The sequence below is a fragment of the Luteibacter sp. genome (assembly GCF_035539195.1).
Lineage (GTDB): Bacteria > Pseudomonadota > Gammaproteobacteria > Xanthomonadales > Rhodanobacteraceae > Luteibacter.
The window spans coordinates 1-22,742 of sequence record NZ_DATLIW010000002.1; the positions used below are offsets into that span (position 1 = coordinate 1).

A 22,742-nucleotide genomic window follows, 5' to 3' on the forward strand; every position below is an offset into this window, starting at 1 on the left:
CTTGCTGCGGTCTTCGTCGAAGTAGAGGGTGTGGTCCCAGCGCTCGGACGGAATCTCCGTGATGCTGTCCTTGCCCTGGCTGAGGTTCGCCCAGAATTCCTCGAGGTTCCGCGCCTGCGGATAGCGGCCGGCCACGCCGACGATCGCGATCTCACCGATCTCGGCCCTGACCTGGCCGACCTGGCTGCTCTTCTTCGCATAGGCCGGCGACGCGGAGCGCGTTGCCGTCGGGACGCTCACCGTCGACGCAACAGCCCGGCGCTCGCCCAGCAAGGCCGCCATCGCCGTGGCGTGCTGCTGCACGAAATAGCCACTCAGCGCGGCGATCGTCTGGTATTCGAAGAACAAGGTTTTCGGCAGCGGTCCGAACGTCTTCTCGAGCGAACGGGTCAGGTCCAGCACCAGCAGCGAGTCGATACCGTAGTTTTCCATACGTGCCAGCGGATCGATCCGCTGGGTGGGCAGCTTCAGGGTGGAAGACAGGAAGCGCACGAAATAGCGCGTGGCTCGCTCGAGGAGATCGGCGGCCTCGTCCGTCGAACCGGTGACAGCCGCAACCGCGGCCGGACCCGGCACCGGCTCACTCTCGGCCTCGGCGGCGCGCGTAGCGCGGAACGTCAGCGATCGCATGCGCACACACACCATCCCGCTGTCGTCGCAAAGATCGATATCGACGGTGCGGGAGGTCTTATTCTCCAACGAGTCGATGCAAGGTCGGACGACGGCCCACATCGCCGCCGTGCAAGGGGCGAACATCTCCAACGAGCCCAGCGAGAATGGCAGCATCAGACCCGGCGGTTGCGATCCGTGGTCCAGGGCCAGGCCGATCGAAGCCTGTAGCGCGGCGTCGAGAACGCTCGGATGCAGTACGTAGGCATCGCTCGCGGAGGCGACGGAGGCTGGCCGCGTCACGCGAGCCAGCGACAGGCCGTCACCCGGGAACAGCTCGTCGATACCCTGGAATCCGGGACCGTAGTGCAGTCCCAGCGCGGCGAACGTGGCATAGAGCTGCTCGGCGGCGACATGCCCGCGAACGCATCTTTGCCGAAGCTCGGCGAGGTCGTGCCTCTCGGGCGCGACGAGGGCTCCGATCGGCGTCGCCACGCCACGGCCATGCACGGTCTCGTCGTCACCGGATCCGGAGTGGATCCGATAGGCGACATCGCCGTTGTCCTGCGGATGCAGCGACACATGGATATCGCTACCGCCCGCACCCACCACGGCGGGGCGCGACCAGACGATGTCCGTCAGGCGAATCCCGGCCTCCCCACCCATGGCCTCGCTCACGGCAAAACGTGCCATCTCCAGTTGGGCGACGCCCGGGAGCACGCGTTCGTCCCGAACGACATGGTCGGCAAGAACGAATTCGCTGCCGTCGAAGTGGCTGCTGAAGCGCGGACCCGCCAGGTTCGATGTGTTGCGCTGAACCAGCGGGTGCAGCCGGTCGATCGCCGGCGATGTCGTACGCAAGCCGCCGTTCGCGGCGGCAACCCAGTAGCGTTCCCTGGCGAAGGGATACGTCGGCAGGCTGATACGCCGCGGCTTCCGGCCGGCGTACAGGTCGCCCCACGGGATCTCGTGGCCCTCGACCCAGCGCTCGATCAGGCGGCCCACGTCGTGGCTCATGGCGCCGTCGGTCGCGACCACGTCTGTCGCATCCTTGTCGCGCCCGGCCCGGCCCGCGTACAGGCCGTCGATCGTCCGGTCGCCGGCCAGATAGCGCGCGAGCTTCTCGCGCAGCTCGCCGTTCGAGCTCACCGTCATGCCGATGCGGTACTCCATCGGCTCCCGGCCGACTTGCAGCGTATAGGCGAGTTCGGTCAGGTCGGCATGCGCCCCCGCGTGCGGCGGCGACACGAAGTCCAGGAGTTCGCGCACCTGCTCGCGAACGCGCTCCTCGCTACGCGCCGACAGCAGGACGGCGACCGGGCCGTTCGCCGGTGCGGCGCTCGCTAGCGGTACCGGCGGGACGTACTCCTCAAGCACGACGTGCGCGTTGACACCGCCGAAGCCGAACGAACTGACGCCCGCCCGGCGAGGTAGCGGACGTCCGGTCGCGTCGTGTGCGACCGCCCATTCCCGCGTCTCGCGTACGACATAGAAAGGACTGCCGGCGAGGTCGATATAGGGATTGAGGTGTTCGCTGTGCAGGCTCTCGACCAGCGTGCCGTGCTTCATCTGCAACAGCACCTTGACCACGCCGGCCACGCCGGCAGCGAGCTCCAGATGACCGATGTTCGTCTTCACCGACCCCAGCCCGCAATGCGGCGCGCCGATATCGCCGCCGGCCGTACCGGCATAAAGCTGCTTGAACGCGGCCTTGAGACCGTTGATCTCCACCGGATCGCCGAGCGGGGTGCCTGTGCCATGTGCTTCGATGTAGCCAACCGTGCGTGGATCGACGCCGGCATCCTCATGCGCCTGTCGTATCACCGCCGCCTGCGCCTGCGGGTTCGGCGCGGTCAGTGAATTGGCACGACCACCATGGTTTTCGGCGGTGCCGCGGATCAGGCCGTGGATGGGATCGCCGTCGCGCTCGGCGGCCGAGAGTGGCTTGAGCACGAGCATGGCGACACCTTCGCCACGCACGTACCCGTTCGCATCGCGCGAGAACGTCTTGCAGCGCGCATCCTCGCTGAGCATGCCGGCCCGGCCGAAACTGATGTGCAGTTCGGGATTGACCAGCGTATTGACACCGCCCGCGACGGCGATCGCACAGTCCCCACGCCGGATGGCGAGGACGGCGCGGCGCAGTGCCACCAGCGAACTGGAGCACGCCGTTTCCACAGGCTCGCTCGGTCCGTGGAAGTCGAGGTAGTAGCTCATCCGGTTGGGACCGACGGAGGCGACGGCACCCGTCGACGAATAGCCTTCGATCGCCGTGCCGGCGCGACTGACCAGGCTGCCGTAGCCGCTGGGCATGGTTCCGACATAGATGCCGGTGTCGCTGCCGGCAAGCGACGGGCCAGCATAGCCGGCGTCTTCGAGCGCCTTCCAGATGTGGATCATCATCAGGCGCTGCTGAGGATCCATCAGCTCCGCCTCCCTCGGCGAGATGCCGAAGAACATCGGATCGAACTCGTCCACGCCATCGATGAAGCCACCGCGCGTCACGCGATCGGCCGCGCCGTCCGGCGCCCTCTCGGCGTGCCAGCGTTGCCAGTCGTCGCGTGCCGAGGGCATATCGCCGATGCAGTCCTTGCCGTGGAGCAGGTTCTGCCAGAAGGCGTCGATGTCGCGAGCCTGCGGGAATTGCCCGCTCATGCCGATGATCGCGATGGGTTCGTTCGCGGGCCGCGTGCGGGTGCGCGGCGCCCCGCGCATGCGAGCGCGTGTGAGGACGGGAGAAGCCGCGACGACATCGCGATCCGGGATGCGGTCGCCCTTCGCCACCGCGAACACCGCCGCGTGCTCGCGTGCCAGATAGCCAGACAGTCCGTCGAGCGTCGGGTACTCGAAAAAGATGGTCGGCGTGAGCGCGAGCCGATATTGCTGGTTCAGCGCGTTGCTGAACTCGGTCAACGAGATCGAATCGAAGCCGTATTCGCTCAGCGCCGTATCGCCGTCGATATCCTCCGGCTTGACCTTGATCAGCGACGAGACCATCGCGGTGAGCGCGCGCCTGACCTGGACGGGCAAGTCCTGCGCGGACGCAGGGTGATCGTGCATCGCCGACACCGTGGCTGGCGCCGATATGGCATCGTGGCGAACCTCGCCCATCACGGTCTCGCGAATACGCGCCGCATCGCCCGCGATCACCATCACCTGGCTCAGTCCACTGGCCAGCGACTGCCGCAAGGCCAGCAAGCCGGGTTCGGTGGCGAGCGCATGCATGCCCCACTGCCGGGCCAGCATCTCGCGCGTGGCGGCGTCGGCCTGCATGCCGCCCTCATCCCATAGCGGCCAATTCACGGAAAGGCTGCGGCCGTGGCGCTCGCCCCGTGCGACCTGGGCGGCACGGTGGTGCACGAAGGCGTCCATGAAGGCATTGGCGGCGGCGTAGTCGGCCTGCCCCACGTTGCCCAACGCCCCGGCGATGGACGAGAAGCAGATGAAGAAGTCCAGCGCCATCTCGCGACTGGCCTCGTCGAGGTTCACCGTGCCGGCGAGCTTGGCGGCGAACACCTCGTGCAGCTGCTGGCGCGTCTTCCGGGCAACGAAGCTGTCACGAACGACGCCTGCGCTGTGGATGATGCCGTCGAGACTTTCGAAGTCCTCCGGAATGGAACGGACCAGCTCGCCAAGGGCCGCCGCGTCGGTCACATCCACCGCGTGATAGCGGACCTCGGCACCGAGCGTTTCAAGGCGGCGGATACTCGCCTTGATCGTTTCGTCGAGCGGCGAGCGTCCTGTGAGGACGAGCACAGGATGACGAACCTGGCTCGCGATCTCGTGCGCGAAGATCAAGCCAAGACCGCCCGCGCCGCCGGTGATGAGGTAGACGCCGTGGGCCTTCCACGGCAGCGCTGCCTCCGATGGCGGCAGTCGCTCGGCCCAGGCCGATACCTCGCGCCGGCCACCGACATGGCGCACGTCATGGGCGCTGTCGCCAAGGTTCTCGCGCAGGAGTCGAACGATGTCCTGCCCGGATTCGACGGCAATCACCTGACCGACGATGCGAGGGTTCTCGCGTTGTGCGCTGCGTAGCATGCCGCCCAGGCCGCGCATGACCTGGCCCGGCCCCACGGCGGGAACGACTACCTGGATCAGGTGTCTGCCGCTGCGGCTACCCAGTGACTGCAGGTGCTCCAGGAGTGCGCCTGCCGCCGCTTCGAAACGATGCGCCAGATCGGGCCCGGTGGCGGGCCTCAGCCAGGTCGCTTCCGGAAGCGGGTCGCCGTCGACGACATCCACGTCGCATAGCACCACGGCATGGCTGGCGTAGCCGGCGTCGGCAACCGCGGAGGGCGCCGCCGCCGTCCACGTCGGCTCCAGCAGCAGGGGCGCCGGCGACACGGCACGGGACGGCTTGCGCGGCGTGACGACCGGCGTCGCCGCCGATGCCCTGAGATTGAATCCGGCGAAACGCACGCAGACGCGACCCTGCTCGTCACAGAGGTCGACATCGAGTCGCTGCACCGCATCACCGGGCAGGCTACCGTCGCTGGGCCGCACGAAGGCCCACATCGCGTCCGTGCAAGGCGCGAATACCTCGAGCCCGCCAAGGGCGAAGGGCAGCATCACGCTCGCGGCGGCCGCATCCTTCGTCGCCGGCACCTGCAAGCCGAGCGTCGCCTGCAAGGCCGCGTCGAGCAGGCTCGGATGCAAGACAAAGCCGTTCGCGGGTGCCGACGCCGGCAACGCGATGCGCGCGAGCACCCGGTCCGCGCCGATGTACATGTCGCCCACACCCTGGAATGCCGGGCCGTAATGCAGCCCGAGGTTTTCGAACAACGCGTAGCATGACGCTGCGGCCAGGTGGACGGCGTCGCATTGCGAGCGAAGCGCGGCCAGGTCGTGCGCCGGTATGGCATCGTCGCCGATCGCCTCGACAGGCAGCACCGAGCCCTGGCTGTAGGTCACGATATCGCCGTTTTCCTCCTCGCTATAGAGGTCGAAACCGATCTCGCCGCTCTCTTCGGGATAAAGAGCGATGTGCAGCTCGAGGCCGTCGGCACCGACGGTCACCGGGCGGATCCAGGCGACGTGCCTGAGCGACAATGGGCTGTCGACATCGCCCATGACCAGGCGTGCGGCCTGCCGCGCCATCTCCAGTTGAGCGACGCCGGGAAGCATCCGCTCACCGCGGACGACATGGTCGGCGAGGAAGAATTCACTGCCGCCCAGCCGCGTGCTGAAGCGCAACCCGGCAACGTCGGAGGTGTTCCGGTGCAACAACGGATGCAGGCTTTCCGCGGCATCCGACGTCGCGATCGCTGCCGGGGCGACCGCTACCCAGTACCTCTCGCGCGCGAACGGGTAGGTCGGCAGGCTGATCCGACGCGGCCTGTCTCCGGCATACAAGCGCTGCCAGTCGACACTCAGACCCTTGACCCACAGGTCGAGCAACTTGCCGAACTTGCCCTTGGCGATCCACGCCTGGGCGATGTCGTCCATGTCCTCGTCATGGCTCAAGGCCGCGAGGGCATCCTTGTTCTTCTTGACCTGACCGCGATAGAGATCGTCGATGACCGTATCGCCCGCCGCGTAGGCGGACAGCTTCTCGCGTAACGCGGCCACCGAATCGACGACCAAGGCAAGGCGTTCTTCCATGGGCTCACGCCCAACCTGCAAGGTGTATGCAAGGTCGGCGAGCGCGATCTCGGGGTTGCTCGCCAGTGCGGCGAGCAGCTGTTGCACCTGCTCGCGCAGACGATCTTCGTGGCGCGAGGACAACACGACGAGCGCCGGACCACGCGCGACAGTCGACACCGCGGGCGCCACGTATTCCTCGATCACCACATGCGCGTTCGCGCCGCCGGCACCGAACGAAGAGATTCCCGCGATGCGTGTGCCATGCGCGGGCCGCGGCCACGGCGCGAGATCCTGCTGGACCACGAACGGCGTGCCGTCGAAGTCGATGTTCGGATTGAGTACGCTCGAATGCAGGCTCGGTGCCAGTTGCCCGTGCTTCATCTGCAGCAGGACCTTGGTCACGCCGGCGATACCGGCCGCGCTCTCGCAGTGGCCGATGTTCGACTTGGCCGAACCGATCGCGCAGAACCTCGTGTCCGGGGTCCAGTGGCGGAACGCCTTCGCCAGACCGGCGATCTCGATCGGATCGCCCAAGCTGGTGCCGGTGCCGTGAGCTTCGATGTAGCTCACCGCCCGCGCATCGATGCCGCCCTCGCGCAGGGCCTGTTCGATCACTTTCGCCTGCGCGTTGGGGTTGGGCACGGTGTAACCGTTGGTCTTGCCGCCGTGGTTCACCGCCGTGGCCTTGATCACACCGTAGATGTGGTCGCCATCGGCGATCGCCTGGGCCAGCGGCTTCAACAGCACCGAGCCCACGCCCTCGCCCGGTACGTAGCCTTCCCCGCCCTCGCCGAAACTCTCGCAGCGGCCCTTACCGGAAATGAACTTGCCCTGGGCGAGCATCAGGTACTTGTTGGGATGAATCGACACATTGACGCCGCCGGCGATCGCGACCTCGCAGCCACCCGCGCGCAGGCTCTGGCAGGCCAGGTGAATCGCCGTGAGCGACGACGAGCACATGGTGTCCAGCGCCATGCTCGGGCCGTGGAAGTTACTGAAATACGAGATGCGGTTGGCCACCGACGCCGAGCTGTTCAACAACGCCAGGTGACGCCCCCTCGCCTGCTCCTGGGCGCCATAGAGCTGGTATTCCTCATACATCACGCCGACGAACACGCCGACGTTGCCATCGTCGGCTACGTTGTCACGTGTGTAGCCGGCGTCTTCCAGCGTCGCGTGCACGCATTCGAGGAACAAGCGCTCCTGCGGATCCATCAACTCGGCTTCGCGTGGGGAGATGTTGAAGAACAGCGGATCGAAGCGATCCACGCCGTCGATGAAGCCGCCCCATTTGCTATACGTCTTGCCAGGCTTGGCACGATCTTCGTCGTAGTAAAGCCGATAGTCCCAACGCTCGGACGGAATCTCGGTGATGCTGTCCTTGCCCTGGCTGAGGTTCGCCCAGAATTCCTCGAGGTTCCGCGCCTGTGGGTAGCGGCCGGCCACGCCGATGATCGCGACATCGCCGGGGTCGGAGCTCTTGTTCGCCATGCGCGAACGGGGTTCCTCCCGTGGGCCGCGCGAATCGCTGCCAAAGCGGGGGCGCCGGTGCGCCACGACAGCGGCGGCGACCTCGGGCTGCGCCTCGGTCGCCAGGGTCTCTTGCCGCGCGTCCGGCGCCGTGTCTCCCAGCACCTCGGCCAGGCGGCCCGCGTGCTGCTCGAGAAAATGCCCGGCCAGGGCCGCGATGGTCTGGTATTCGAACAGCAGCGTCTTCGAAAGCGGACCGAAGACCTGCTCGAGCGCGCGGGTCAGGTCCATCACCAGGATGGAATCGATACCGTACGCCTCCATCGCCACGCGCGCGTCGATACTATGAGCCGGCCGCTTCAGGGTGGTCGAAAGCAGACGGATGAAATAGCGCACCGCCTTCTCGCGGAATTCATCGGACGGCATGGCCGGCGTCGCCGTCGATACCTCTGTGACCGGTCGCGCGACCGGGGACAGGCTGCTCTTGAAGCGACGTATGTCGCCCTCGGCGACGAGCACCTGCGGCAGGCCACTTGCCAGGGCTTCGCCGAGTGCCGTGCAACCTGTCGCGCTGCGCAGGGGAATCAGTCCGGTTTCCTCCGCCATGCGTCGGCGCGTGGCGGCGTCGACCTGCATGCCCCCGTCTTCCCACAACGGCCAGTCGATGGAAAGCGTGCGTCCGCGACGCTCCCCACACCCGACCAGCGTGGCGCGATGCCGGGCAAACGCGTCCATGAACGCGTTGGCTGCCGCGTAGTCGGCCTGGCCTACGTTGCCCAGTGCACCCGAGGTCGACGAGAAGCAGATGAAGCAGTCGAGCGCCAGGTCGCGACTCGCTTCGTCGAGGTGGAGCGTTCCGGCCACCTTGGCGGCAAAGACATCGCGAAGCTCCTCGGGCGTCTTTCGCGACAGGAAGCTGTCGCGCAGAACGCCGGCCGCGTGCACGATGCCATTCAGGCCAGCGGAACCGGCATCGATCTCACGCAGCAGGGCCGTCACCGCCGCGCTGTCGCTCATATCGGTCTGGCGATAGGTGAGCGACGCACCGAGTGCTTCGAGGCCGGCGATGCTCTGCCGCGCCGCGTCGGACAAGGCCGAGCGCCCGGTGAGGATCAGCCTGACGCCGGGCGCTCGCATCGCGATGTCGCGTGCGACGATCAGACCCAGGCCGCCCGCGCCGCCGGTGATCAGGTAGGTACCCCGCGCTTTCCAGGGCGATGGCGAATCGGTCGGTGGCTGCCATTCGGTCCAGATGCCAACCTCACGCACACCGTCTCGGTAGGCGATCTCGGTGACCGGGCTATCGCGGTTCTCGCGCAGCGCCTGCAGGACATCCTGTCCTTCGTCCACGTGGACGATCTGGCCAAGCAAGTCGGGGTTCTCCCGGCGCGCCGTGCGCAACATGCCGGCGAGGCCCGCCATCGGGCTGAGCGGCCCGCTCGCGGGGACGACGATCTGGACCAGGTGCGAACCCGGCCGGCCGCCTACGGATTGCAGATGCGCGAGCAAGATGTTCGCTGCAGACTCATAGACGTTCGCGAGGGACTCGCTAGGTTCGACGACGACGCAGTTCGCACCGGGAAGCGCCGACAGCACCTCGGACGCATCCGGGCGGAAAGCCCTTGCGCTGTCACAAAGCATGACCAAGTGGCTCGCGTGAAGCGTCGCATCCCCACCGGCGACGGGTTGCGGAACCCATTCGGATCGCAGCAAGGCCTTCCTCGCCGGCTCGTCGACGGAAGCCACGGCGCTGGCGCGGACGACGAAGTCGCCGAGTTGCGCGCAGACCGTTCCCGCCTCGTCGCACAGGTCGATATCGAACACGTGCCGAGCACGACGACGGATCACGGCCCATGTATCGCCGGTGACCGGGGCCAGCACGTCCAGCGACCCCAGCGCGAATGGCAACACGGCGACCGGGTCGTTCCAGGCGTCCGTCGTGTCGGCCTCGAAGGCGATCGTCGCTTGCAGGGCGGCATCGACGATACTGGGATGGAGCACGTACTCGGCACTCGACGACATGACCGACGCGGGAAGCGTCAGGCGCGCCACGGCTACATCCTCGCCGACGAACAGGTCGGCCAGGCCGCGGTGTCCGGGACCGTAGGCAAGACCGATACGATCGAAGAGCGTATAGCAAGCGTCGTGCGCCCTGTGCGAACGGACGCATCGCCGACGCAGCTCCACCAGGTCATGTGGCTTCACGGGCACGCGGCTTCCGACCGCGGCGAACGAACCTTCGCCGTAGACGACCGCGTCGTCGCCGTCGGTCTCGTCGTAGAGCTCGAAGCTGAAGGCGCCATCGTTCTCGGGGAACAGCGCGATATGCAGGTCCTTCGGTTCGACGCCTACCGTAACGGGACGAAGCCAAAGGACGTCCTTCAGCCGGTAGTCCGCATCCACGACGGCATGGGCCATCGCGCAACGGGCCATTTCGAGTTGGGCGGCGGCCGGCAAGGTCGCCTGGCCATGGACGACATGGTCGCCAAGGAAGCATTCGGCGCCGGTGAACCGGCTGCTGAAGCGCAGACCCGAGGCGGTCGAGGTATTGCGGTGAACGAGGGGATGAATCGCAGCCTGCGTGGTCGTCCGCTCGCCCACCTTCCTTTCCACCCAGTGCCGCTCCCTGACGAAGGGATAGGTCGGCAAGGCAAGGCGACGGCGTGCGCCTGCGTCGTAGTGTGCGGCCCAGTCGACGCCATGGCCGACGACCCAACGCCGGGCGACGGCCACGAGGTCGTCTCCTGCAAGCTCCGAGGCGGCGGCGTCGACGCGGTCGAGGCCCACCTCACCGGTGAACACGATCTCCGGCTGGGAGGCACCGGCGACCCATCCTTCCAACGCCGATCGCAGTGCATCGAACGAGTCGACGACCATGGCCAGGCGTACCGCCATACCCTGGCGACCCACTTGCAACGTATAGGCCAGGTCGCCGAGCGCACAGGCACGAAGGTCCGGCGTCGACATCGCCGCGAGCAACTGCCGCGCCCGCTCGCGAAGCACCGGCATCGTGCGCGCGGAGAGGACGATGAGCTCGGGGCCGATCGATGCGTCCACGTCCACGCGCGGCGGCTCGACATGCTCTTCGACCACCACGTGGGAATTCACCCCACCGAAACCGAAGGAACTGATGCCGGCACGGCGCGGCAAATCGCCTTCCTCGCCCGGCAACGCAGGCCAGGGCTGCGCCGTGTCGACGATGAAGAACGGGCTGTCGTCGAACGATATGCGTGGATTGAGCTTCTGGTAATGCACCAGCGGCGGAAACATGCGGTGCTTCATGCACAGCACCGTCTTGATCAGGCCCGCCAGCCCGGCGACCGATTCCAGGTGACCGATATTGGTCTTGACGCTGCCGATACCGCAGGCATGTTCGGCAAGCACTTCGCCGCGTTCCTCGGCCACCCGCGCGAAGGCCAGCTTGAGTCCTTCGACTTCGATCGGATCGCCCTTCGGCGTGCCCGTGCCATGGGCTTCCACGTAGCCGACCGTCGCGACGGGAACCCGGGCTTGCCGCAACGCCTCGGCAACCACGTTGGACTGCGCGAGCGAACCGGGATAGGTCACCGTTCGTGCGTGGCCGCCATGGTTCATCGCCGTACCGCGCACGACGGCGACGATTCGGTCGTTATCGCCGATGGCCTTGTCCAGCGGCTTGAGCAGCAACATCGCCGCGCCCTCGCCGCGCACGTATCCATTGGCCCGTTCGTCGAAGCTCTTGCAGCTGCCGTCCGGCGAGAGCATGCCGGTCTTGGAGAAGGAGATGAAATGCGTGGGGCTGCATAGCACGCTCACCCCGCCGACCAACGCGTGGTCGCATTCGCCGCGGCGGATCGCATGCGCGGCCTTGTGCAGGGCGACGAGCGAACTCGAGCAGGCGGTATCGATCGGCAGGCTGGGGCCGTGCAGGTTGAGGAAGTGCGAGATCCGGTTCGGAATGAGCGCCGTGTGGGTACCTGTCGATACATGCCCCTCGATCGCCTCAAGCTCGCGACCGAGATGGTCCCTGTAGTCGAAATTGAACACCCCGATATAGACGCCGGTATTGCTTCCACTGAACACCGCCGGGTCGTATCCGGCATCTTCGAAGCAGTTCCACGCCTGCTCCAGCATGATCCGCTGCTGCGGATCCATCACTTCGGCTTCGCGGGCCGATACGCCGAAGAAGTCGGCGTCGAAGTACTCCACCCCATCGACGAAACCGCCCCACTTGCTGATCGTCTTGTTCTTTTCCCGCACGTCACGGGAATAGAACGCGTCGCGATCCCAGCGGCCCTCCGGAACCTCGCCGACACTGGACAACCCGCTACTGAGGTTTTCCCAAAAGCGCGCATAGTTCTCCGCACCCGGAAAGCGGCATGACATGCCGATGATGGCGATATCTTTCATGAGCGAGCCTTTCCTGTATGCGTGCTTCGAGTGGCATCAATGGCGATGAAAGCGGGCGTACGACCGCGTGAGGTGATCCGCCGCGGCTTCCATGATTTTCAGTGCGATGTCGTCGACGTGCCGGTTGGTCCACGGTTCGAGCTCCGTGCCCTTGACCCACTGGTTGAACGAGCCGAGAGCAGGCCCCGTGTGGATCTGGTAGTTCACCCGATCGGTTCCGGCGCCCTCCATGGCGACGCGCGTGCAGTGCGTGAAGTACCAACGAAACACCAGGGCCATCTTGTGTTTCGGGTTCGCCTCGGCCTTGGCCACCTCGTGCTCCATCTGTGCCGAGCGCAAGTACCCCGCCGTCTCGTGCCAGATCTCATCGAACGTCTTCTTGAAAAACGTACCCTCCAGCTGCTGCCGCGTCCGGGCCGGGATATCGTCCAGGCTCTCATGATGGCGATAGAGCGAAAGCAGCTTGTTCGCACGCGCCGGGAAGAACACCGACTTCTTCAGCACCTGCACCTGAGCGCCCATCTCGAACATGTCGCCTGCCGGCGCGTACTCGGTGTCCTGGATATCCATCTCCTGGAGCATCGACTTGCCATCGGCGCTCATGCCGGCTTCCACCGTGCACTGGTTGATCGAACCGGTGACGATAAAATCGGCGCCGAGCAGGAAAGCCGCCGACGCAGCCTCGGGACCGCCGATGCCACCTGCCAGGCCCATGCATATCGGCTCCGCATAGCGGTGCCGACGCTGCATCTCGTCACGCAGGCGCAGCATCGGCGGCAGCATGACGGCGGCGATACCGCCGTCGGTATGTCCGCCCGAATCCGCTTCCACGCAGATGTCGTCGCTGACCGGAACGCGCTGCGACCACTCCGCTTGCTGTGGCGTGATCTGACGCCGTTCCAGAAGACTCTCGACGATGGCGCGCGGCGCCGGGCTCATGAAAGCGGTGGCGACCTCCGGTCGCGACACCTTCGCCACGATCCGGTGGTCGCAGACCAGTTCGTTGCGCTCGTTCATGCGCAAGCCCTGCAAGCGGAACCTGACCAGGGCGGGCGTCATCTGCATGAAGGCCGCGGCTTCGACGTTCTTCACCCCATGGCGGAGGTAGAGATCGACCACTGCCTCCTCCCTGGCCGGGTATTCGTAGTTCGCCAACAGGTTCATACCGTAGGGTTGCCCCGCCGCGAGCTCGGCCTGGATGCGGACGAGGTTCGTCTCGATCTTCGCCGGCGAAAGGCCACCGGCGCCGAAGAAGCTCAGCAGTCCGGCCTTGCCCATGCGGATGACGAGATCGGCCGAAGCGACGCCGCGGTACATCGCGCCCGCCATATAGGCGTACTTGAGTCCGAAGCGGCGCTGGAATACAGGGCTGCCGAGCGACGTCGCGGGGATCGCCGTCGATGCCTCCTTCGGAGCCGGGCCGACCGCTGGCTCGATGGAAGACTCCGAGCGCGCCATGCCATCCAACGGTCGCGTCGACGGCGCGTCCTCCACGATCGGCGCTTCGGTGCGGCGTATTTCGGAGACCATTTTCGACAGGACACTGGCGCCCACTTCATGAAACTCGATATCGCCTTTCCCCATCACATAGCGAATCGAGTCCACCCACTGCACCGGCGTGGCTATCTGCCTGGCGAGCGTCTCGGCAACGCGTGAGCCGTCGTAGGGTCGCGCGGTCGCGTTAGCGATGACGGTCACTTCGGGAGCGGCGAACGAGAACTGGTCGAGAAACGCCGCGAACTCCGCATGGGCAGCCTGCATGTGCCGCGAATGGAACGGTGCGCTCACGTTCAAGGTGACGCAGCGCACGTCCATCCGGGCGAACAGGTCCGTGGCGGCAGCGAGCGCTTCCTTGTCGCCGGCGATCACGGTCTGGGTCGGCGTGTTGAAGTTGGCGATGTCGATCTTCGTCAGGCCGTGCTCGTCGAGCATGGCCCTGACCTCGCTGGCCGGCACACCGAGCACCGCCGCCATGCCGCCGCCGCTGGCCTTGCCCATCAGCTCGCCGCGCTTCTTCACCAGGCGCACGCCGGTCTCGAACGAGAACACTCCGGCGGCGAGCAAGGCGTTGTACTCGCCAAGGCTGTGTCCGGCGAAGAAGTCCGGTGCCATATCGGGCTGCTGCGCGCGCTGCCGATAATGATGCAGCGCATTGACCACGAACAACGCCGGCTGGGTGTACTGGGTCTGCGAAAGAAGCCCCTGGCGGTCGTTGACGCAGAGGTCTTCGATCGAATAACCGAGGATCTCGGATGCCTGCCCGACTTCTTCCGGGAACAGCGGAAAGAGATCCTTGCCCATACCCCTGAACTGCGAACCCTGTCCGGGAAAAATGACTGCCTTCATCTTGCGTGGCTCCAGCGCGGCCAAACGAACCATGTCGCCTCCGAAAGGCGACATGACGTGGTGAATCCGGGAGGTCGACTCTGCCGGCAAGGCGTACTTCAGGAACGTCCCCATCGTTCCGGCCGGGCTTACATCGATATAGCGATAGCTGCCCTGCGATTCGAGCAGTTCGAGCGTCTTGAGAAGGAGAACCGGATCACGAACAGCCGACCAGAAGTGATCTTCCGGCAGAGCGTCGGAGACCGTGCCAGTGGCACAGCAAGCCACAGGAAGCGCGCCTCGTCGAAGCGGCATGCCGCGAAGGAATCGCGCGAACGGTTCCCTGGCGCCGTCTATCCAGCGCGAGTGGAAGGCATACCTGACCGGAAGGCGATGGCATGCCAGGCCCTGCCGACGCAGATGGTCCTCGACGGCAACGAGGTTCGCTTCGGGCGCAGAGAGGACCGCATGCGTGGCGAAGTTGCGCGCTCCCACCTCGCACAAGGCGAGCAACTCGGGCGTGAGGTAGTTTTCCGGCTCACCCATCACCGCGATCATGCCGCCGGCCTCGCCGTGGGCCTCGACCGCCAGCGCCTGCGCGACAACGGCCGACAAGGCCGTCTCGGGGTCGACACAGCCCGCCACCGCGGCGGCGGCGAAAGCGCCAAGGCTCGCGCCCAACACGAGGTCGACCCGCACGCCTCGCGCGATCAGCGACATCGCCAGCGCGTACTCCACCATGAAGATGGCGCAATGGCTGTGCAGAAGGCGGTCGAACGCCAACTCGCGAACGTTGCCATCGGCGAAAACGACGCCGACCACCGACTCGCCGCCATGCTTTTGCAGCAGGCTATCCAGGTGAAGCACGGTGGAACGAAACACGGGATCGCGCTCGAACAACTCCCGCCCCATCTGGAAGTGATGGGATCCCTGTCCCGCAAAAAGAAGGATGGTCTTCACAAACGTATCCGTACCGGGCCGTGAGTCCGCCTCCAGTTCGCGACGCGAACCGGACGTCATGGCATACCGCGCATCCACTCCCCCCGGGGGCGTGCGGACAACCTGCTACCGCGTCGCCACTAATGTGGCGGCATGGACTCCATCTGGCGGCGAAGTGACAGCGGACGCATGTCGGTCCAGACCTCGCTGATGAAGGCGAGACAGGCGTCCTTCGGACCCTGTTTGCCTGCTTTCGTCCAGCCTTCGGGCAACGCCTTGGGTGCCGGCCAGATCGAATACTGCCCTTCCTGGTTGACGACCACTTCGTACGTCGCTTCTGACGGACTCACACTGGTAGACATGCGTACTCCTCTGCAAACGAAAGCCGCAATCGCGATGGCATGCGATTGGCGCATCACTACATGGAAACGATGACTTGATAGGAATGACGGTTGCCGCGAGAACCATGTTCCGCCGGAATCATGTCGCTTTGTTGGCAGTGCCACCCCTGAATCCCTTCACGAATCGGCGCGCTTCAGGACTGCGCCGCTGCTCCCCTGACGTTCTTATTCTTCGAAGAAGAGCGACGGCTTTGCAAGCAGCAAGTTCTTGCGAACTTCACACACGCGAATTCGGCAAACACCATGCAAATACGGCAATTCACTTGCTTTTATGCGACGCGTGTCACGGCACTAAATCGCAAGGACGTGGCGGAAAAGCGTATCGCTCACCGGCGTCGCGCCGGTTGAGAAGGCCACCATCCGACACCGTTGGGGGACGATGCACCGCGAGAAGGCCGAGGCAGGCACGCGCTACTTCGACCACGTGTTGAAGGCGCAGCCGTATGTCGCTGGCGATAATTTCTCGAGGGCCGCTACCACGGTGATCGGTGATGGGGCTGGGTGCGTGGAAGGCGCGGGGGATGCTCGGGAGAGTGGGAGGCTTGCTTGCGCCGGTTGGAGCATCGCCGATGAATCGGCTCCCACATGGAGCAGCGCCGATGAAGCGGCTCCTACATGGGGCATTGCCGCTGAAGCGGCTCCTACATGGGGCATCGCCGATGAATCGGCTCCTACATGGGGCATCGCCGCTGAAGCGGGTCATACATGGGGCATCGCCGATGGATCGGCTCCTGCGGACAGCGCGGGAGCCGATTCGTTGGATGCGCGTTACTTTGGATGCGCGGTTACTTCGGACGCACGGACTTGAACGACGTCCTGATTTCGGAGACGTACTCGTCCGGCTGCTCCCAGGCGGCGAAGTGGCCGCCCTTCGGCAGCGTGTTGAAGTGGATGAGCTTCGGGAAAGCCTTCACCGCCCAGCTCTTGGGTGCCGCATATATCTCGTCGGGGAAGACGCTGACCGCCACCGGAATAGCGACGTGTTTCGGCTCGAAGAAGGCCAGTTTGTTCTCCCAGTACAGCCGTGCCGAGGAGACGGCCGTATGCGTCAACCAATACAGCGTGATGTTGTCCAGGACATCGTCGCGCGACAGTCCTTCGGGCTTGCCGTCGAAGACGCGGACGATCATGGCGTAGCTGCGGGCATCGTGGTCGAGCATCCAGGCGGCAAGGCCGACCGGCGAATCCTCCAGGCCGTAGAGTGTCTGCGGACGATTGGTCATTTCCTGCGCGTAGCCAAGACCGTGCTTGTAGAAGAAGTCGAGCATCTCGTAGGCGTTCTTTTCGTCGGGTGCCAGACCCGCCGGGGCGGGCGCGCCTGCCGCGAGGTCCTTGGCGATATCGTCCGGCACCGTCGCCGGCATATTGGTGTGGATAGCGAGCAGCTCCGGTGGCGCCTGCACGCCCATCTGCTCGGTCACGGCATCGCCCCAGTCACCGCCCTGGGCGACGAAGTGCTTATAGCCCAGGCGTTTCATCAGCGTGGTCCAGGCGCGTGCGATGTGCTGTGGATCCCAGCCGACAACGGTCGGCTTACCGGAGAAGCCATAACCCGGCAGGGATGGAACCACCACATCGAAGGCATCCGATGCCTTGCCGCCGTGGGCCGTCGGGTTGGCCAACGGATCGATGACTTTCATCTGCTCGATAATCGAGCCCGGCCAGCCGTGGGTGATGATGATCGGCAAGGCGTTCTTGTTCTTCGACTTGACGTGGATGAAGTGGATATCGACACCGTCGATGGTGGTGACGAACTGCGGAAGCGCGTTCAGCCGGTCCTCGACCTTTCGCCAGTCGTATCCGGATTGCCAGTAATCGGCCAGTTTGCGCAGCGTCGCGATCTGCACGCCTTGCGTCGCATCCGGCACCAGTTCCGGACTCGGCCAGCTGGTGGCCGCAATCCGCCGATGCAGGTCCTGGAGGGCCTCGTCGGAAAAATGGATCTTCGGGAAAGAACGGATCGACGTGTCCTCCGCCGTCGATGCCGCTTGCACGGGGGAGACGCCGGCGGCGTGGCTGGGTGTCGGCAGGATGGAGCAAAGGGTTCCGGCGATGGCAGCCGCCGTGAGGAACTGCAAACGCGTGGACCGCATGAAATGTGACGCCATGACAATACCCCTCCGTTGGAGAACAGGTCTGCTTGCCAGGATCTGGGCGTCAGGAACCGTCTAAGCGCTCGCGACGCGCTTAGCAGCCTCTCCGATGACGTCGGGGACGGTATTGAACCCGTCCCCGATGGTTTGAACGTGACGATCTCGCCGACGGGGCCTAAGCGGTGAGGTTCACCGAGGCCTCGGTCGTCAGCGACAGGAAGGTAAAGGTCTCCTGCAAGTACAGGCGTACTTCCGCGGCGTCGTGCGAGTCGTAGCCGATGGAGACGTCCTGGCCCAGGTGCAGTTCGAAGTCGCCGCCGCGAGACGTGGTCAGCACGCCACCCTCGATCGCCGGGGCCCAGACGATGCCGCCATCGAGCATGGCTTGTAGCTCGCGGAACACCGGGTAGCCCTCGTCGGTCGCCCCGTTGAGGTCCGCGTAGGCCTTGGCGCCGATAGCCAGCTTGTAAGGTCCGTTCACGCCGGCGAGCCGGAGCTCGTTCAAGGCCTGCGCCACCGCCACCGGATACGCCGTGAGGTCGGCGGGCAGCGCGATCGCCCGGTTGCTCGTGGTGTTGCGGATACCGGCGATGCCGCCGGCGGCATAGCCGTCGAATACGGCGCGATCTTCCGAAAAAGCGAGCTTCCTCGCGGCATCCTTCAGCGGCTGCAAGTCCGGATCGTTGGAGCCGCGGGCTACGTCGTCGATATCCTCCCGTGAAAGCACGAAGGGAACGCGCAGTTCCACCATCGCGGCGACCTGCCGCTGACGCACCTGGACACCACTCTCGGGCGTTTCGATCGAACGGGTATGACCCGTGCCCACACCGGGATAGTCGTAGCCCTTGGGTCCGACCACGTCGACGATGCGACGCGCCGCCATGTATTCCTTCAGCGTGCGCCTGGCCTCGTCTTCGATCTGCTCCCAGGCGCCACCACCGATCGGCGCGAGTTCGCGAAACAGGTTATTCATGGGTGTTCTCCATTTTTAGCGAACCGATACCGAGTGAACCATCCGATGCGCGAGGGGTGTCGTCTTGGTCGTTCGCATCGTCCTGGCTGGCCGTCCGCGGCGAGGGACCGTCCGGAATATCGTCGAGGAACGTCGCCGACGGTACGAAGAAGAGACTGCCGGTGACGGCCGTGCTGAAGTCGAGCAGGCGATCGTAGTTGCCTGGTGGCTTGCCGATGAACATGTTGTCGAGCATCTGCTCCGTGCGCGACGGCGAACGCGCGTAGCCGATGAAATAGGTGCCGAACTCGCCCTTCCCCACTTCGCCGAACGGCATGTTGTCACGCACGATGTCCAGCTCCACACCGTTCTCGACGATGGAGGTGAGCACGTTGTGCGCGTAGGAGGGCTTGGCCGCGTCGTCAAGCTCGATGTTGGTCTGCTTGTGCCGGCCGACAATGCGTTCCTGCGTTTCCACCGGCACGGCATTCCAGGCCTTGAGGTCGTGCAGGTACTTCTGCACGATGACATAGCTGCCACCGACGAACGCCGCATCTTCCTCGCCGATGACCGCGGCCTCGATGGCATCGGCATCCTGCGGGTTCTCCGTACCGTCGACGAAACCGATCAGGTCGCGGTCGTCGAAGTACTTGAAGCCGTGTACCTCGTCGAGCGCGGTCACCGCATCGCCAAGACGCGACATGACCTGCGTGGCCAGCTCGAAACAGAGATCCTCGCGGTTGGCGCGGATATGCAGCAGGATGTCGCCGGGCGTGGACACCGCCCGATGGACGCCGACGATTTCCCTGAACGTATGCAGCTCGGCGGGCCGCGGACCGCCGAACAGACGATCCCACACCTCCGAGCCGAAGCCCATCACGCACGTGAGCCGGCCGTCGAGGTCGCGAAAGCCCACGGCGCGAAGCAGGCCGGCAAGGTCGCCACAGAACGAACGCACCGCCTCTTCGGCCTGCCTGCCCGGATTGACCTTGAGCACGAGAAAGATGGCCGAGCGCGTGAGCGTGGCGACGACGGGTTGCGCAACGACGGTAGCCACGAAGGCTCCTTTCCACGGAAGGACGTAAAGCGAGCATTCTCGTCCGAGCTGGAGCCAACAGACAAGACATCGGCGCGACAGCAGGGTAATTTCCACCAAATGCAGTGACATCCCCACCATCTGGAGCAAGCCCATGAGCCACCTGCCGCCCTTCGACTACCTGACCTCGTCCGCACGCTGGTTCGGCACGGAAGGCGCGAAGCTCAACCAGACCGCCCGGCGCGTTCTCGAGCGGGCGACCCGGCGCGCGACGGTCACCGAAGATATCAACGAGCGGATCGACGCCAAGACCACGTTCGGCCAGCGCCTGGCGGACAAGGTCGCGGCCTTCGGCGGCTCGTGGACCTTCATCATCGTGTTCGTCGCCATCCTCGTGGCGTGGGTGGTGCTGAACAGCCTGCTGTTGGGCCGCTCGGCCGTCGATCCCTACCCGTACATCTTCCTCAACCTGATGCTCTCGATGCTGGCAGCCTTCCAGGCACCGGTGATCATGATGAGCCAGAACCGCCAGTCGTCGAAGGATCGCGAGATGGCCGCCTACGATTACGAGGTCAACCTCAAGGCCGAGGTCGAGATCCTCGCCTTGCACGAAAAGCTCGATTCGCTGCGTAACGAGCAGGTCATGCAGCTGCTCACCCAGCAGCAGGCCCAGATCGACCTGCTGACCCGCCTGATCAAGGAAGGCGGTAAATGAGTCGGCGTCAGGCGTCCATGTCCTCGCAAGCCTGGACCATCGCACCCGGATGCGTCTGGTCGCAGGGGCGGTTCGGCAGCACGGGCTCGGTCTTGGGTGCCAGGTGGGTGACGATGTCCGCACCGACGCTGAGCGTCTTGCCGACGGGGCAGCGGTCCGCCATCGCGAGCAGGCGTGCGGCCTGTGCGTCGTCCAGCGAACCCTCGATATAAAGCGCCCGCTCGAAGGTATCGCGACCGGTGATCGCATCGCGCCGATGTGTCACCGAGACCTGCACGTCGGTCAGCGACAGTCCCTTTCGTCGCGCATACAAGCCCAGCGTCATCGCCGTGCAGGCGCCGAGGGCTGCACTGAGCAGATCGTAAGGCGTCGGCCCCGTGGCGAGGCCGCCCATGGCGATGGGTTCATCGACGAAGAACGAGGGGCCCTGCGCGCTCACCCGCACCTGGAATTCCCCTTGCCCGGTGGGCTGGACGATAACCGGTTGCGACGTCATGGCGTGGTTGCTCCCTGTGCCGAGCCGATCGCTCCAAGCCACAGCGCCACCGCGAAGGCACCGGGGTCCGCGTGGCCCAGCGCACGCTCGCCGAGATAGGACGAACGGCCCAGGCGCGGACGCATCCGTTTCGTTGCCTCGACACCGGCCTGCGCCGCCGCGATCGCGGCTTGCAGGATCGCGGGGTTGGCCTCGCCACGCCCGATCGCGGCGTCGATCGCATCGGCGGCGGGAATCAGCGCGTCGAGCATGGTCCGGTCGCCGGCCTTGCCGCCGCCCAGCGTCTGCACGCCTTCCACCGCGGCACGGAAGGCCGCCGCCCAGGCGGCCGCGGAATCGACCTCGTCGCCCTCGGCAAGCTGGCTCGCCCCGCGCACGACGAACGCCGCGTACAACGGACCGGACGTACCACCCAGTTCACGACGCAGGATCGAGGCGATGGCCTGCAACGCGGCCGCAGGGTGCGCGTTGTCGAGAGTCGGCAGCGCCGCCTCGACGGCCCGCGACCCGCGCGCCAGGCTCAGGCCGATATCGCCGTCACCGACCACCGAATCCAGCTCGGTCAGTTCATGCTCCGCCTCCTGCAAGGCGGCGGTGATCGCACGGAGGGCGGCGACGAAGCCTTCCGGGTCTCCCGGCGTCTTCCATGCCGGCCCCGCCGGCAACGCCGCCTGTGTCGCGGTACGCGCCGCGACACTGGGTGCCTGGGTGACAGGGTGTGTCGGCGCGCTCCAAGCACCCGCCGTCGCCGGCGCGAGCAGGCGCTCACGGCGCTGCTCGTCCAGGCGCATCAGGCTGAGCGAGCAGCCAGGCATCTCCAGTGCGGTCAGGAAGGTACCGACCTGGACCATCGCGACCTCGATATTCGCACTGGCCAGTCGCTGGAGCGCGTGGCGGGCGACGATTCCCAGCTCCTGCACGGCCGTGCCGCCGAGGTTGTTCACCAGCAGCGCGACACGCTCGTTCGCGCGCAGGCCGCCGCGCTCGAGCAGACGATCGAGCAAGGTATCGAGCATCGTGTCGGCAGCGGCGATCGGACCGCGCTTCGCACCACGCTCGCCATGGATACCGAGGCCGTACTCCACCTCCGTCTCGGACAAGTCGAAACCCGGCGTCCCGGCGGCCGGCACGATACACGCGCCCAGGCCCAGACCCATGCTGAAGACGGCGTCGATGGCAGCCTGCGCTTCCCTCTTGACCTCGGCCAGCGAGAGACCGGCTTCCGCCGCGGCACCGGCGACCTTGTGCACGAGGACGGTGCCGGCGATGCCGCGGGCACCTACCGCGCCATCGCCGGTATCCAGCGCGACGTCGTCGGCGACGACGACCAGGTCGACGGTCACGCCGGCGGCGCGCGCGAGCTCCGCGGCGAGACCGAAGTTGAGTCGGTCGCCGGTGTAATTCTTCACGATGAGCAGGACGCCGCCCGGCCCGGCCACGGCGAGGATGGCAGCGAGCACGGCGTCCACGCTGGGCGAGGTAAAGACTTCGCCCACCACGGCGGCGGTAAGCATGCCCTGCCCGATATAACCGGCGTGGGCCGGTTCGTGCCCCGCGCCCCCGCCCGAAACGAGGGCCACCTTGCCCGACCCGGCATGCTGCGCGTAGTCGGCGCGAAGAACGACATTTTCACCGGCGATGCGGGTGAGGCGGTCGTCGGCCAGAACGAGGCCCTCGATCATTTCGCTCACGACCTGGAGCGGATCGTTGATGAGTTTTTTCACGTGTCGT

The 22,742-nt window shown here is 65.8% G+C and carries 9 protein-coding genes; 1 reads left to right on the forward strand and 8 read right to left on the reverse strand.

Going from position 1 to position 22,742, the window contains the following annotated elements; genetic code table 11:
- The 6 genes from VM621_RS00375 to VM621_RS00400 form a co-directional block, all read right to left on the reverse strand.
- On the reverse strand, positions 1-12,054 hold a 12,054-nt coding region (locus VM621_RS00375), incomplete at its 3' end, for an SDR family NAD(P)-dependent oxidoreductase (protein ID WP_325467010.1).
- 36 nt (positions 12,055-12,090) lie between these two features.
- The gene (gene fabD / locus VM621_RS00380) at positions 12,091-15,339 is read right to left on the reverse strand and encodes an ACP S-malonyltransferase (protein ID WP_325467011.1); all 3,249 of its coding nucleotides are present in this window, start codon (positions 15,337-15,339) and stop codon (positions 12,091-12,093) included.
- Positions 15,340-15,458: 119 nt separating this feature from the next.
- Positions 15,459-15,680 carry an MbtH family protein gene (locus tag VM621_RS00385; protein WP_325467012.1) on the reverse strand — a complete coding sequence of 74 codons (222 nt, stop codon included), beginning with the start codon at positions 15,678-15,680 and terminating at the stop codon, positions 15,459-15,461.
- 824 nt (positions 15,681-16,504) lie between these two features.
- Positions 16,505-17,827, reverse strand: a complete 1,323-nt coding sequence (locus tag VM621_RS00390; protein ID WP_325467013.1) for an epoxide hydrolase — start codon at positions 17,825-17,827, stop codon at positions 16,505-16,507.
- Positions 17,828-17,987: 160 nt separating this feature from the next.
- Positions 17,988-18,785 carry a family 1 encapsulin nanocompartment shell protein gene (locus VM621_RS00395; protein ID WP_325467014.1) on the reverse strand — a complete coding sequence of 266 codons (798 nt, stop codon included), beginning with the start codon at positions 18,783-18,785 and terminating at the stop codon, positions 17,988-17,990.
- Positions 18,778-19,821 carry a Dyp-type peroxidase gene (locus VM621_RS00400; protein ID WP_325467015.1) on the reverse strand — a complete coding sequence of 348 codons (1,044 nt, stop codon included), beginning with the start codon at positions 19,819-19,821 and terminating at the stop codon, positions 18,778-18,780. The genes VM621_RS00395 and VM621_RS00400 overlap by 8 nt, the downstream gene beginning before the upstream one ends.
- Before the next feature lie 133 nt (positions 19,822-19,954).
- Here VM621_RS00400 and VM621_RS00405 point away from each other — a divergent pair, with 133 nt between their 5' ends.
- On the forward strand, positions 19,955-20,515 hold the full coding sequence (locus tag VM621_RS00405) for a DUF1003 domain-containing protein (RefSeq protein ID WP_325467016.1): 561 nt from the start codon (positions 19,955-19,957) through the stop codon (positions 20,513-20,515).
- A gap of 7 nt (positions 20,516-20,522) precedes the next feature.
- Here VM621_RS00405 and VM621_RS00410 read toward each other — a convergent pair whose 3' ends face one another.
- Both VM621_RS00410 and dhaL read right to left on the reverse strand, forming a co-directional pair.
- Positions 20,523-21,011 carry an OsmC family protein gene (locus tag VM621_RS00410; RefSeq protein ID WP_325467017.1) on the reverse strand — a complete coding sequence of 163 codons (489 nt, stop codon included), beginning with the start codon at positions 21,009-21,011 and terminating at the stop codon, positions 20,523-20,525.
- On the reverse strand, positions 21,008-22,735 hold the full coding sequence (gene dhaL / locus VM621_RS00415) for a dihydroxyacetone kinase subunit DhaL (protein ID WP_325467018.1): 1,728 nt from the start codon (positions 22,733-22,735) through the stop codon (positions 21,008-21,010). Before dhaL ends, VM621_RS00410 begins: the two co-directional genes overlap by 4 nt.
- Between the last annotated feature and the right edge of the window lie 7 nt (positions 22,736-22,742).